The following is a 14,250-nucleotide window of genomic DNA, read 5'->3' as shown; positions in this document are numbered from 1 at the left end:
TTTTTAATCTCCTTGCCGCATTTCGGACAATGGGGCGTACCGATTCTGGCATATAACAATCGATAATAATCATAAATCTCTGTCACTGTTCCCACCGTTGAACGCGGATTGCGGTTGGTAGACTTCTGATCAATGGAAATAGCAGGGGAAAGTCCTGAAATACTCTCCACGTTTGGCTTCTCCATCTGCCCAAGGAACTGTCTCGCATAGGAAGACAACGACTCCATATACCTTCGCTGTCCTTCCGCATAAATCGTATCAAAAGCCAATGAAGACTTACCAGAACCACTGAGCCCCGTCAATACCACCATCTTATTGCGCGGTATCTTCACATCAATGCCTTTTAAGTTATGTTCTCTGGCACCCTTTATATCTATATAATCCTTCTGTGTCAATTCTGACATTGTCGTTTCCTTTCTCAATCTTCTTCTATTTCATGAAGCATTTTCTTCAGTTCCATAATCTTATCTCTCAGCATAGCCGCCTTCTCAAAGTCAAGCTCTGCCGCAGCAGAATGCATCTGTTTCGTCAGCTTGCGAATGGTCGTGTTCAGTTCCTTATAACTCATGGATTCTGCATCTTTAATAAAGCTTTCTTCTGACTTGTCTGCCGCCTCAGAAATGCTGATCAAATCTCTGACAGCCTTCTGTATGGTCTTCGGTGTAATGCCATGGGCCTCATTATAAGCCTGCTGAATGGCACGCCTTCGATTTGTCTCAGTAATGGCCTTATTCATGGAATCTGTAATCCTATCCGCATACATGATCACATGCCCCTCTGTATTACGGGCTGCACGGCCAATGGTCTGAATAAGTGATGTCTCGGAACGCAGAAATCCTTCCTTATCTGCATCAAGAATCGCCACCAGCGTAATCTCCGGAATATCCAGACCTTCTCGCAAAAGATTAATCCCCACAAGTACATCAAATACATTCAATCGAAGATTTCTCACAATTTCTGACCGCTCCAACGTATCAATATCCGAATGCAGATACCGGACACGGATGCCCAGTTCTTTCATATAATCCGTCAAATCCTCTGCCATTCGCTTTGTTAATGTGGTGATCAACACCTTATGGCCATGCTCAATCTCTTTATTGACCTCGGAAATCAGATCATCAATCTGCCCCTCCACAGGGCGTACACTAATCTCAGGATCCAGCAATCCGGTTGGTCGAATCACCTGCTCAGCCCTTAACAGTTCATGCTCACCCTCATAAACATTCGGAGTTGCAGATACAAAAAGCATCTGGCTGATATGCGACTCAAACTCATCAAAATTCAACGGTCGGTTATCTTTGGCAGATGGCAGTCTGAAACCATAATCTACCAATGTTGTCTTTCGTGACTGGTCACCGGCATACATGCCCCGCACCTGCGGAATCGTAATATGCGACTCATCTACGATCATCAGAAAATCATCCGGAAAATAATCCAACAGTGTATGCGGCGGCTCTCCCGGCTTCAATCCCGACAAATGTCTGGAATAATTCTCTATTCCGGAACAAAAACCCGTTTCACGCATCATCTCTATATCAAACTTCGTTCTCTCTGCAATACGCTGTGCCTCCAGAAGCTTGTCTTCACGCTTAAACCATTCCACACGCTCTTTCAATTCTTCTTCAATCGCACATATGGCCTTCTCCATCTTCTCCGGTGCAACGACATAATGTGATGCCGGGAAAATAGCCACATGCTCCAGTCTGGCCTTCACATTACCCGTCAATGCATCAAATTCCGTAATTCTGTCAATCTCATCTCCAAAAAATTCTACTCTAACCGCTGTATCTGTTGCATTAGCCGGAAAAATCTCCACCACATCACCGCGCACTCTGAAAGTACCGCGCTTAAAATCCATGTCATTGCGCACATACTGAATGTCAATCAGCTTGCGGATCACTTCATCCCTGTCTTTCAACATACCCGGGCGCAAAGAAATCACCATCTCTTGATAGTCAATCGGACTGCCCAGACCATAAATACATGAAACCGAAGAAACAATAATCACATCTCTGCGCTCTGATAATGCTGCCGTTGCAGAATGGCGCAGCTTATCAATCTCATCGTTAATCGCAGAATCCTTCTCTATATACGTATCTGAAGAGGGTACATAGGCCTCCGGCTGATAATAATCATAATAGGACACAAAATATTCCACTGCGTTATTCGGAAAAAACTCCTTCATCTCACCATAAAGCTGTGCCGCCAGCGTCTTATTGTGCGCCAGAATCAGCGTCGGTTTATTCAACTGCTGAATCACATTGGCCATGGTAAAAGTCTTGCCCGAACCGGTAACACCCAATAATGTCTCAAACTGATTGCCTTCCTTGAACCCCTGCACCAGCTTCTCTATAGCCTGAGGCTGATCGCCGGTCGGGGCATATTCACTGTGTAACTCAAAATGGTCCATCCTTATTCTCCCATCTCATTGTTTCGCTCTTATTATATCCGCTCTCATCATTTTTCTTCATTCATTAAAGATATCTTTCCGCACTTTTGGTGCTTTACGCCTATTATACCATTTATGTTTTTAAAAGTACATATGTTTTCGAATATTTGTTCTTTTCTTCTTGAAACAAATCCTCCAAGAATCTCTGTTCTTAACCAGATTTCTGCTTTTAACGCACAACAGGGTATGTACTCAACCAGTTTTATATTTTTGCGATCCCATATTCTCTCCGCTTTTGCAAAAAGCAATTAGTTTCCATATTTTTCCATGATATGATATAATAAAAGTATTGTTCTTTACCAACAATGTCTATTAAATAACCACGAAAGGAGCTTAATCATGTTAGAAAAACTTTTTAAGCTGTCTGAAAATCACACAGACGTCAAAACTGAAATTCTGGCCGGTATTACAACATTCATGACCATGGCATATATTCTGGCCGTCAATCCATCTATTCTTTCTGCAACCGGAATGGACCAGGGCGCTTTATTCACTGCCACTGCACTGATTTCCTTTATCGGTACACTGCTGATGGCTTTTCTTGCCAATTATCCATTTGCTCTGGCACCGGGCATGGGACTGAACGCCTATTTTGCCTACACCGTTGTCCTTGGCATGGGTTACAGCTGGGAATTTGCCTTAACAGCTGTATTCGCCGAAGGTATTATTTTCATCCTTTTATCCCTGACTAATGTACGTGAAGCAATTTTCAATGCGATTCCAAAGAATCTGAAGTCCGCCGTCAGTGTCGGCATCGGTCTTTTTATTGCATTTGTCGGTCTTCAAAACGCCAAGATCGTTATCGGCGGTTCCACATTGGTTCAGCTTTTCTCTGTTGAGAAATACAATGAGCTGAACGGTGTCAATGCTTCATTTAATGATGTCGGGATTACTGTCGCTCTGGCGCTTATAGGTATCCTGGTGACAGGTATCCTTGTTATTAAGAATGTCAAAGGCAATATTCTGTGGGGCATTCTGATCACATGGATTCTTGGCATTATCTGTCAGTTTGCAGGCATTTATGTTCCAAATCCTGAACTCGGGTTCTACAATCTGCTCCCGGATTTCAGCAATGGACTTTCCATTCCGTCCCTGTCACCAATCCTTTTCAAGCTGGATTTCCACGGTATTGTCAGTGCTGATTTTGTCGTTATTTTATTTGCCTTTTTATTTGTCGATTTATTTGATACGATCGGCACCCTGGTAGGTGTTTCATCCAAGGCCGGTATGCTTGATGAGAACGGCAAGCTGCCACGTATCAAAGGTGCGCTCCTTGCGGACGCCATTGCAACAACAGCCGGTGCCGCTCTCGGTACATCCACAGCAACAACTTTCGTTGAAAGTGCTTCCGGCGTCACAGAAGGCGGACGTACTGGTCTGACAGCCCTGACAACAGGAATTTTGTTCGGCCTGTCATTGTTTCTGTCACCAATTTTCCTGGCAATTCCTTCATTTGCAACAGCACCGGCACTGATTATTGTGGGTCTTTATATGTTGAGCAATATTACCAATATTGATTTTGCGGATATGTCTGAAGCCATTCCATGCTACATCTGCATCATTGCCATGCCTTTCTTCTACAGTATTTCAGAAGGTATTGCACTCGGCATCATTGCCTATGTTGTTCTGAATCTGGTTACAGGCAAAGCCAAAGAGAAGAAACTGAATCTTCTCCTGTATATTCTGGCAATCATCTTTATTATCAAAGAATGCTCATCACTGTTCTTCTAGATTACAAAAAGGGATTGAAGAAAAATCTGTGTATCGATTTCTCTTCAATCCCTTTTGCTTACACGAAAATTCTTCTTATTTCTTATTCTGCCTGAATCTCCTGCAGCACAATCTCCAGAGCTTTCTCAAGCTGTGTATCTGTCTCGCTGTCGGAATTCAATTCCACTTCTACATCCGGATCAATACCTGTTCCATGGATATTGCGTCCATTTGGCGTATAATACTTGGCACTTGTCAGCTTGATGGCGGAACCATCTCCCAATGGCAGCACATACTGAACGATGCCTTTGCCAAAGGATGTGGTACCTACCAGCTTCGCTTTGCCGTAATCCTGCAGACAGCCACTGACAATCTCTGAGGCACTGGCACTATTGCCGTTGATCAAAACACTGATTGGCACGTTAATGGTCTCATCATCCTCTGTGTATTCTTCCTGTTTCTTACCATTCTTGTCAACAGTATACACAAGCAACTGATCCTTTGTCAGAATTCTGTCAAGAATAGCCGTTGCAGAGTTCACCAGGCCGCCCGGATTATCACGCAGATCAATGATCAGCCCCTCCATTCCCTGAGCTGTCAGCGCATCAATGGCCTGATTAAACTGTTCTGACGTTGTCTCTTCAAATTCATAAACAGCCACATAGCCGATATTGTTGTCCAGCATCTTGGATGTCACCATCGGAATCTCAATGGTCTTGCGCTCTACCTCAAATGTCAAATATTTATCTTCAGATGGTCTGTAAACTTCGATACTGACAGTTGAGCCCTCTTCACCTTTAATCCATGTGACAACCTCCGTCACATCAACACCTGTCACTTCCTTGTCCGCCACTTTATACAAAATATCATCCTTGAGAATACCGGCTTCCGCTCCCGGTGAACCCTCAAAAGGACGCACAACGGTAATGACGCCTGTCTCCTTGTTCTGGCTGACAACCACACCAATACCGGAATATTTGCCTGATGTGGACTCCTGCAGCTGATCATACTCCTCCTTGGTATAATAAACGGTATATGGCTCATTCAGTGCATCCACATAGCCTTTGTAAATACCTTCCACCATATCATCCTGGGTGATATCCGAATCATCTGAAACATCCAGATAATACTGGTCAAGCACACTGTACAGCTTGTTCAGTTTCTTCTCAACTTCCTTATACCGCCCCGAAATATCCGTCACATCACCACTGGATGAAGACACATCCGATGCCTCCACAGCATTTCCTGTTCCTGTGGTCTGACCTGTTGATGACGGCGCATAATCTTTCAAAAAGCACCCGGATAACGCCAGCACGCCTATGATCAGCACACACAGGATCACACCTGTCAAAAGGCCTTTATAATAGCTCTTTCTGTCATTTCTGTTCTCCATAGTCTGTCTCCTTCTGAAAACAGACAATTGCCAACTGCCATTGATCCAGGAATATAAACAATCACAGTCTGCAATCATCCGTTTAAAAATTGCTGAATTTTATTCTATAGTAACACAAAGAGCTGGCTCAGACAATTGTCTGAAGCCAGCTTTCTTAAAGTTCACAAATTGTTCGCAATTCGCAGTGAGTGATTCAACATCTTCACTGCTACCGCAATGATTCAATTGTCGTACCGGATATCAGACACGGATATGCTTGATCAATGTCAGATAACTTCCAATGAAACCAATGCCAAGACCGATGATCAATGAAATCGGGATCAGGACCTTGAAGATCTCGCCTGCGGGCAAAAACGTCATAAATCTGCTGAGACTCGTGAATTCTGTTGTCATAAATGAGATAACCTTCTCATATAATACTTTCAGCGCACACACCGGAATCAGTGAACCGATCAGACCAATGAGCATACCTTCAATCAGGAATGGTGCTCTGACGAAAAAGTCTGTTGCACCCAGATATTTCATAATCGCAATCTCTTCATGTCTGACAGTGATACCGATCATAACCGTATTACTGATCAGGAAGACAGCAACACCCACAAGGATGACAATAATAGCCAGTGAAACATAACTGAGCAGACGTCCAAAACTTGCAAAGCTGTCAGCCACGCTCTTGGATGCATTCACAGAACGTACACCATCAATACCCTGAATATAATCCACAAGTTCCTGCTGCTTGGCAGCATCCTTCAAATAAACTTCCAGACTGGCTGAAGAAGCCAGCGGATTATCATTGTCCAGATTTGTCAGAATGTTCTGGTCTGTGTCCGGGAAGGCCTTCTCTTTGTACTCTTCCCAGGCTTCCTCTGGTGATGTATAGTGAACATTGTCCACTTCTTCACGCTGTTCGATCTGAGACTTAATATCAAGAATCTGATTCTCCTCAACACCTTCATTGAAAAAGACCGTCACACCGACTGTTGTCTCTACTTCGGAAAAAATATGCTGAAAGTTCATCACCATACAGTAGAAAATACCGAAAATAAACAGACAGGCTGTAATCGTACCAATAGATGCCAGTGAGAACAGACGGTTTCTGAATACATTTTTAATACCCTGTTTGATGCCATATAAAAAACTACTCATAGATATACCCGCCTTTTCTCTCGTCACTGATGATCACGCCTTCACTCATCGTGATAACACGTTTCTGCATCTTCTCAACGATTTCTTTGTTGTGTGTAACAACAACAACGGTTGTACCACGCATGTTGATGGCCTCAAGCAGTTTCATGATTTCCCATGAATTCTTCGGGTCCAAATTACCTGTCGGCTCATCTGCCAAAAGTAACGGCGGATTGTTCACAAGCGCTCTTGCCAGAGCGACTCTCTGCTGCTCACCGCCGGACAATTCGTTCGGATAGGACTTGGCTTTATCCGGAAGGCCCACCAGCTTCAGCATGGCCATAACGTTCTTCTTGATCAGACGATTCGGGGCACCTACAACCTGCTGGGCAAACGCAATATTCTCATAGACATTCCTGTCTTTCAAAAGACGGAAGTCCTGGAATACGACACCAATCCCTCGGCGCAACTTCGGTACTCTTCTCCTGCGGAGTCGTCCAAGATTCTTGTTATTGATATAAATGGTGCCGGATGTTGGCTCCATTTCTTTTAAAAGTAACTTAAATAATGTTGTCTTACCGGAACCACTCTGGCCCACGACAAAAACAAATTCGCCTTTCTTAATCTGAAGACTGATGCCCTTTAAGGCTTTCACATCTCCCGGATAGGTCTTTGTCACCTGATCTAAGGCTATCAATTGCTTCCCCTCCTTCAAGAAGGAATCTTTTAGTAATCAAAAGTTTCCATATAATTCATATACTTGACAACCATCAGTGCAATCTTGAATGTGATGGCGTCCTCAAAAACACGCAGGTCAAGGCCTGTGCTCTTCTGAAGTTTATCCAGACGATATACCAGTGTATTTCTGTGAATGTACAGCTGTCTGGATGTCTCAGAAACATTCAGGCTGTTCTCGAAAAACTTATTGATCGTCATCAGCGTTTCTTCATCGAAATCTTCCGGTGACTTGCTGTCGAAAATCTCTTTGATAAACATCTTACACAGTGGAATCGGAAGCTGATAGATCAGACGGCCGATACCCAGATTGCTGTAAGCAACTACATTACGTTCATTATAGAAAATCTTACCTACATCCAGTGCCATTCTGGCTTCCTTGTAGGATCTGGATACATCCTTGATCTCCTGCACGATTGTACCAAGGGCGATTCTTGCCTTTGGAAGATTCTCCCCGCAGAGCATCTCATAAATCACCTTCGCTGCCTTGCAGAGATCATCATAAGTCTCATTATCCTTAACTTCTCTCACAACGATGACATTCTTCTCATCAACAGCTGTGATGAAATCCTTCGGACGTCCGGTATAAATAGAACGGACTGTCTCAAGGCTGTTCATATCCCGCTCATTGTTCACTTCAATAAGCAGTACAATTCTTCGTACATCCGTATCAATATGCAGTTTCTTGGAACGATTATAAATATCAACAAGAAGCAGATTATCAAGCAGCAGATTCTTGATAAAGTTGTCCTTGTCGAAACGTTCCTTGTAGGCCACCAGCAGATTCTGGATCTGGAAAGACGCCACCTTGCCGATCATATAGACATCATCACTGTCTCCTCTTGCCAGAATAATAAACTCCAGCTGATGCTCATCAAAAACCTTGAAAAACTGAAACCCTTGCAAAACCTGACTGTCTGCCGGTGAATTGACAAATTCCAACACAAACTTTTCATAATCCTCAGCATTGGAAAATGTAGAAGCAAGTACCTTTCCTTCAATATCCATCACGCATAAATCTATTCTGGTAATCGCTTTCAGCCCTTCAATCGTATTCTGTAAAATCTGATTTGAAATCATAATGCAATTCTCCCTACCTTCCCGTAATCTATTGTCATATACTCTTATTATTATAATAAAGCACATCAACCAAAAAATAAAGTGTTTTTTATATACTTTTCATATATTTTTCTTTGAAACCTATGCTTTTTTCTCATTGAATTACAACAATATTACGATTTAAAGGAGTGAACCATGAAAATCACCAATTTTACTATTGTTTTTTGTCTATAATCACAATTGCTTTTCAAAGAACAGTTCCTGTACACTATACCAGAAAATCATAAATATTGCAATATTATTTCACAAATATTACATAATTCGTAATTATTTTGAGATAAATATGGTGAATGTCAAAATGAGGTTCCAAATGAACCTTTTCACACAAACCCCTGTCAATATAAACGAGCCTGTGATGAATTTTCATTGGAACCTCAGTTGGATGACTTTAAAGGTTGGACTAGTTAATGGCTGTTACTTTGTAGTCTTTGTCTTCGACTGTTTTCTTCAGAACGTCATCTGCTACGTCTGCTGAGAGTTCTACGACTGCTGTACCGGCTTCATGGCTGACTTCCGCAGATGCCACGCCATCAAGACCTTCCAGTGCTTTCTTGACAGTTGCTTCGCAGTGACCGCACATCATACCTTCGATTTTCATTGTTTTCTTCATTGTTCCTATCTCCTTATTTTCTTGATTATGATTGGTTTTATTGTTATCCACCAGTTCTTTTATTATAGCAGGATTTTTCAACTTTTTGTCCTTTTTTGCATCATGCATGTTAAAAAGGTTCAAGCGCAGTGCATTGGTGACAACACAGAAGCTGGACAAGCTCATGGCCGCCGCACCGAACATCGGGTTTAATGTCCATCCGAAAGTCGGGATCCACACACCTGCTGCCAGCGGAATACCGATCACGTTGTAGAAAAATGCCCAGAAAAGATTCTCATGAATATTTCTTAAGGTTGCACGGCTCAGACGAACAGCGGCTGCCACATCACTGAGCCGGCTCTTCATCAGCACCACATCAGCGGCATCAATGGCCACATCCGTACCTGCACCGATGGCGATACCCATATCAGCTTTTGTCAATGCAGGCGCATCGTTGATACCATCCCCCACCATCGCTACCTTGCCATATTGCTGCAACTTTCGAATCACACTCTCTTTACCATCCGGAAGCACACCGGCAATCACATCATCCACACCGGCCTGTGCACCGATGGCTCTGGCTGTTCTCTCATTGTCGCCGGTCAGCATCACAACCCGGATGCCCATATTCCGAAGTTCACTGACAGCCTGTCTGCTGTCTTCCTTCATGGTATCTGCAACGGCAATAATACCGGCCAATCTGCCATTCTCTGAGAAAAACATCGGTGTCTTCCCCTGTTCCGCCAATGCCTCTGACTGTTTCAGCAAATCCTCTGACACTTCCGTCTGGGTTCTGATAAATGCATAATTGCCGCCAGCCAATTTGACACCCTTTCTGACGGCTGTCAAGCCATTGCCCGGAAGTGCTTCAAACTCATAAACGTCTTCGACGGTCAGCTGCTGTTCTCCGGCATATTTCAAAATTGCCTTTGCCAACGGATGTTCACTGCGTTTCTCAAGGCTGGCTGCCAACGCTAGCAATGATTCTTCTGTCACACCCTCCGCAGGAACCATATCTGTAACAACCGGTTCACCGTTGGTGATGGTACCTGTCTTATCCAGGGCAACAATTTGAACCTTGCCTGTCTCTTCCAGTGAAACAGCTGTCTTAAAGAGGATACCATTCTTGGCACCCATACCATTGCCCACCATAATCGCCACCGGTGTGGCAAGACCAAGGGCACACGGACAGCTGATAACCAGTACCGAAATGCCTCTCGCCAAAGCAAAACCGACACTTTCTCCTGCCAGCAGACACACGATCATCGTAATGACCGCAATGGTGATCACCGCCGGTACAAAAACACCTGAAACCTTATCTGCAATCTTGGCAATCGGTGCCTTTGTCGCCGCTGCATCACTGACCATCTGGATAATCTGGGATAATGTGGTATCTTCACCGACACGGGTGGCCTCACAGCGGATAAATCCTGACTGATTCAAGGTTGCAGCCGATACGACATCCCCCGGCTTCTTGTCCACAGGAATGCTTTCACCTGTCAAAGCCGCCTCATTCAAAGCACTGGTTCCTTCCAGAATCACACCATCCACCGGCACATTCTCTCCCGGACGTACAAGGAATATATCTCCTTTCTTCACCTGCTCAATCGGAACAGTAACTTCCTGACCATTCCGTTCCACAACCGCTGTCTTCGAAGCCAGTTTCATCAGCCCTTTGAGTGCATCTGTTGTCTTGCCCTTTGAGCGTGCCTCCAGCATCTTGCCCACTGTGATCAGTGTCAAAATCATGGCTGCAGATTCAAAATAGAACTCATGCATATAATGCATGACCATCTCCATATCGCCCTTCACCTGAGCATCTGTCATGGCAAATAACGCATACGTACTGTATCCAAAAGCCGCCGTAGAGCCAAGAGCCACCAGCGTATCCATATTCGGGGCACGATGCGCAAGACTTGTAAAACCACTGATGAAAAACTTCTGATTGATGACCATGACAATCCCTGTCAACAGCAGCTGAACAAGCCCCATGGCTATATGGTTGTTCTCAAAAAATGCCGGCAGTGGCCATCCCCACATCATGTGTCCCATGGAAAAATACATCAGTACAATCAAAAATCCCAGAGATGCCAGAAGTCTCCGCTTCAGAACCGGTGTGTCATGATCCTTCAGCATCTCCTCCTCAGCTGCCATCGATGAAGCCCCTGAATGCTCTGCAGCCTCACCCTTCACGGAGGCTCCATAACCGGCCGCTTCCACTGCCTGAATAATCGCCTGATCAGCTGCCGTCCCTTCCACACCCATGGAATTAGTCAGAAGACTGACTGAACAGGAGGTAACCCCCTCCACCTTCGAGACAGCTTTCTCCACACGGGCACTGCAGGCTGCACAGCTCATACCTGTCACAATAAATTGCTGCATGAATCTCTATCCTCCATTCTCTCGTATTCGCAAACGATCAGATCTGCAAATTTTACTAAAAATAATTATAGTAGTTTTACCCAAAATAAGCGAACCATTCCACATGAAACCTGAAATGTCTCATACCGTCAAGTTACCCCACCCCCCTGGGGTCATTTTTATTCTATACCTAATAAAAATAAAAGTCAATGCTCCTTATTGAAAAAAACATGCAGCTTGACATTGAATCACACTCATAAAAATGCTAGAATAATAATTGATACAGACACCCCTGGAGGGTGCCCAACGAAAGGAGCTCGCCATGAAAGCAGAACAGCAGAATATTAAAAGGCTGCTCAATACAGCAAAGGGACAGATTGACGGTCTGAACAAGATGATCGATGATGACAAATACTGCATCGACATTTCCAATCAGATTATGGCTACCATTGCCATCCTGAAAAAGGTCAATATCGAAATTCTTGATGCCCATTTAAAATGTTGTGTTCTTCACGCAGATGACCGTGAACGTGAAACCAAGATCAACGAAATATCCGAAGTGCTCAAGAAAGCACTGAAATAGCATTGGAGTTTTTATCATGACACCGAACAAAACCGTTTTTATAACCGGTGCCTCAAGAGGGATCGGGCGTGCCATCGCCATCCGTTTTGCAGCCGCCGGCTATCAGCTTGCCCTCTGCTGTCGGCAAAACACACAGCTGCTTGAAGATTTGCAGCAGCTGATCATCAGCCAATATCACACCGATTGTCTTATTTTCACCGGCGATACCGGCGACTACCATCAGCTGGAGGCCATGATTTCTGAGACCATTGCACGTTTTCATCATATTGATGTTCTTGTCAACAATGCCGGTATCTCTTATATCGGTTTATTAACTGATATGTCACCGGATGACTGGCAGCACATTGTCAACACCAACCTGACATCCGTTTTTAACAGCTGCCGACTGGCCGTACCGGGTATGGTTCATGAACATTCCGGCAAGATCATCAATATTTCTTCCGTATGGGGCTGCTGCGGCGCATCCTGTGAAGTGGCTTATTCCGCAACAAAAGGCGGCATCAATGCCTTCACCCAGGCCCTGGCCAAAGAGCTGGCCCCAAGCAATATTCAGGTCAATGCCGTTGCCTGCGGAGCCATTGATACCGAAATGAACGCTTTCCTATCGGAAGCAGATCGCATTGCTTTAACCGAGGAAATCCCTTCCGGTCGTTTCGGTCGTCCTGAGGAAGTGGCTGAACTTGTTCTGGATTTAGCCCAAAAGCACAGTTACCTGACCGGTCAGATCATCCGGCTGGACGGCGGATGGATTTGATGCCGGAATAGAGAAAGTATCTTATAAAGCAAATATATGCCCTGGGATTATGATCATCCCGGGGCATTTTAGTCACAAAAGGGATTCGAATAATCTCGAATCCCTTTTTCTATTCACTATTCAATTATGGACTTACATAATACAGAGGGTTCACATAATCTCCACCTACAGTCACACCAAAATGAAGATGTGCACCGGTAGAAATACCTGTAGAACCTACGGCTGCGATTGTCTCACCCTGTGATACGGACTGACCAGCGCTGACATATAAAGCACTGCAATGTTCATAAACTGTGCAGACACCATTTCCATGGCTGATAACTATGTAATTACCCATCGCACTGTTGTAGCTGGCAGTTGTAACAGTACCGCTTGCTGCAGCCCAAATGGATGAACCTGCTGAAGCGCCGATATCCAGACCTCTATGGTAAGAAGATGCACCTGCAGTCGGTGAACTTCTGTAACCAAAGTAAGAAGTGATGGATGAACTGCCCACAGGCCAGATCATACCTGTACTTGAGCCGGATGAACTGGAACTGCTGGAGCTGTCATCATAATATGAATCGTTGGAACTACTGGAGTTCGAACTGCTAGATGAGCTGCTTGAGCTGGAGCTTGAACTGCTGGATGAACTGGAGCTGTTGTATTTCGCAGCTTCTTCATCTGCCTTCTTCTTAGCAACAGCTTCTTCTGCCGCTTTCTTCTTGGCTGCTTCCTCTGCAGCCTTCTTGCGTGCTGCTTCTTCTGCTGCCTTACGTTCCTGTTCAACAATCTGCTGAAGCAGGCTGTTCTCAGCATCAATCTCTTCCTGTGTAGAAGAAATATCAGAATTGACAGAATCAATATCGGAACCAATAGCAACCAGTTCTTCTTCCTTCTGTGCAACGATCTTCTCAAGAGATTCCTTCTCTACTTCATACTGTTCCTTCTGAGCTTCCTGAAGCTCCTTCTGCTCTTCGAGCTGAGCTTCGTATGCTGCAATCTGATCTCTGATATTCTGGAGACTCACAAGAAGATTGTGGTCATACTCATTGATCTTGGAAATATACTCCTGATTGTTCAACATTGTCTTCAAATCGCCCGAACCAAGCAGCATCTGGAGATAATCATCGTCTCCGGATTCATACATGGCCTTGATACGTGCCTTCAATGCTGTATACTGTGTCTTCTCATCTTCCTTGGCCTGTGCCAGGTTGTCCTGCGTAATGCTGATCTCAGACTCTGTCTGCTCAAGCTGTGCGGATACTTCCTCTAACTGTGCAAGATATGTCTTGATCTTACTGTCCAGTTCAGAAATATAGGACTCTGTATCTGACTTATTCTTCTTCAATGATGCAAGCTGCGACTCAAGTTCGCTCTGCTGGTTCTTCAAATTCTCTATCTGGCTCTGGACTTCTGCCTTCGTTGCCGCCATTGTCGGAACTGCAAGTGA

At 44.4% G+C, this 14,250-nt stretch carries 11 protein-coding genes and 1 pseudogene; 3 read left to right on the top strand and 9 right to left on the bottom strand.

From position 1 onward, the window contains the following. The 3 genes and pseudogenes from uvrA to WMO25_RS06420 all read right to left on the bottom strand — a co-directional run. Positions 1–404, bottom strand: a pseudogene (uvrA, locus tag WMO25_RS06430) (ABC-ATPase UvrA); the annotation flags it as partial. A 14-nt stretch (positions 405–418) separates the two neighbouring features. After that, positions 419–2,410 carry an excinuclease ABC subunit UvrB gene (uvrB, locus tag WMO25_RS06425; protein WP_215690273.1) on the bottom strand — a complete coding sequence of 664 codons (1,992 nt, stop codon included), beginning with the start codon at positions 2,408–2,410 and terminating at the stop codon, positions 419–421. A gap of 47 nt (positions 2,411–2,457) precedes the next feature. Beyond that, complete coding sequence (locus WMO25_RS06420; RefSeq protein WP_349084653.1) at positions 2,458–2,697, bottom strand: hypothetical protein; 240 nt, start codon at positions 2,695–2,697, stop codon at positions 2,458–2,460. Between the two features lie 91 nt (positions 2,698–2,788). On the opposite strand from WMO25_RS06420, the gene WMO25_RS06415 reads away from it, so the two are divergent. Further along, positions 2,789–4,180: an NCS2 family permease gene (locus WMO25_RS06415; RefSeq protein ID WP_227083560.1), complete on the top strand. Its 1,392-nt coding sequence runs from the start codon at positions 2,789–2,791 to the stop codon at positions 4,178–4,180. A gap of 82 nt (positions 4,181–4,262) precedes the next feature. Here WMO25_RS06415 and WMO25_RS06410 read toward each other — a convergent pair whose 3' ends face one another. The 5 genes from WMO25_RS06410 to WMO25_RS06390 form a co-directional block, all read right to left on the bottom strand. Next, entirely contained in the window at positions 4,263–5,552 is a 1,290-nt protein-coding gene (locus WMO25_RS06410; RefSeq protein ID WP_349084652.1) for a S41 family peptidase, read from the bottom strand. Positions 5,553–5,792: 240 nt separating this feature from the next. Continuing rightward, on the bottom strand, positions 5,793–6,698 hold the full coding sequence (gene ftsX / locus WMO25_RS06405; protein WP_349084651.1) for a permease-like cell division protein FtsX: 906 nt from the start codon (positions 6,696–6,698) through the stop codon (positions 5,793–5,795). After that, a complete protein-coding gene (gene ftsE / locus WMO25_RS06400) occupies positions 6,691–7,374 on the bottom strand; it encodes a cell division ATP-binding protein FtsE (protein ID WP_117528695.1) in 684 nt (227 codons plus the stop codon). Before ftsE ends, ftsX begins: the two co-directional genes overlap by 8 nt. A 29-nt stretch (positions 7,375–7,403) precedes the next feature. Beyond that, entirely contained in the window at positions 7,404–8,492 is a 1,089-nt protein-coding gene (locus WMO25_RS06395) for a PucR family transcriptional regulator (protein WP_349084650.1), read from the bottom strand. A gap of 439 nt (positions 8,493–8,931) precedes the next feature. Continuing rightward, a complete protein-coding gene (locus WMO25_RS06390; RefSeq protein ID WP_349084649.1) occupies positions 8,932–11,502 on the bottom strand; it encodes a heavy metal translocating P-type ATPase in 2,571 nt (856 codons plus the stop codon). Positions 11,503–11,803: 301 nt separating this feature from the next. Here WMO25_RS06390 and WMO25_RS06385 point away from each other — a divergent pair, with 301 nt between their 5' ends. Continuing rightward, positions 11,804–12,064: a metal-sensing transcriptional repressor gene (locus WMO25_RS06385; RefSeq protein ID WP_015512628.1), complete on the top strand. Its 261-nt coding sequence runs from the start codon at positions 11,804–11,806 to the stop codon at positions 12,062–12,064. A 16-nt stretch (positions 12,065–12,080) separates the two neighbouring features. Beyond that, complete coding sequence (gene ymfI / locus WMO25_RS06380; protein WP_349084648.1) at positions 12,081–12,818, top strand: elongation factor P 5-aminopentanone reductase; 738 nt, start codon at positions 12,081–12,083, stop codon at positions 12,816–12,818. Positions 12,819–12,942: 124 nt separating this feature from the next. Here the strand turns inward: ymfI and WMO25_RS06375 are convergent, their stop codons facing one another. Further along, a complete protein-coding gene (locus WMO25_RS06375) occupies positions 12,943–14,232 on the bottom strand; it encodes a murein hydrolase activator EnvC family protein (protein ID WP_435384301.1) in 1,290 nt (429 codons plus the stop codon). Between the last annotated feature and the right edge of the window lie 18 nt (positions 14,233–14,250).

Source organism: Coprococcus intestinihominis (assembly GCF_040096555.1).
Taxonomy (GTDB): domain Bacteria; phylum Bacillota; class Clostridia; order Lachnospirales; family Lachnospiraceae; genus Coprococcus_A; species Coprococcus_A intestinihominis.
The sequence above is the reverse complement of the archived record's forward strand: the minus strand, read 5'-3'. Positions and strand labels throughout refer to the sequence as shown.

Coding starts and splice junctions, on each gene's coding strand:
- WMO25_RS06415 (WP_227083560.1), top strand. CDS start 2,789: ATGTTAGAAAAACTTTTTAAGCTGTCTGAAAATCACACAGACGTCAAA.
- uvrB (WP_215690273.1), bottom strand. CDS start 2,410: ATGGACCATTTTGAGTTACACAGTGAATATGCCCCGACCGGCGATCAG.
- WMO25_RS06375 (WP_435384301.1), bottom strand. CDS start 14,232: ATGGCGGCAACGAAGGCAGAAGTCCAGAGCCAGATAGAGAATTTGAAG.
- WMO25_RS06410 (WP_349084652.1), bottom strand. CDS start 5,552: ATGGAGAACAGAAATGACAGAAAGAGCTATTATAAAGGCCTTTTGACA.
- WMO25_RS06390 (WP_349084649.1), bottom strand. CDS start 11,502: ATGCAGCAATTTATTGTGACAGGTATGAGCTGTGCAGCCTGCAGTGCC.
- WMO25_RS06395 (WP_349084650.1), bottom strand. CDS start 8,492: ATGATTTCAAATCAGATTTTACAGAATACGATTGAAGGGCTGAAAGCG.
- ftsX (WP_349084651.1), bottom strand. CDS start 6,698: ATGAGTAGTTTTTTATATGGCATCAAACAGGGTATTAAAAATGTATTC.
- ymfI (WP_349084648.1), top strand. CDS start 12,081: ATGACACCGAACAAAACCGTTTTTATAACCGGTGCCTCAAGAGGGATC.
- WMO25_RS06385 (WP_015512628.1), top strand. CDS start 11,804: ATGAAAGCAGAACAGCAGAATATTAAAAGGCTGCTCAATACAGCAAAG.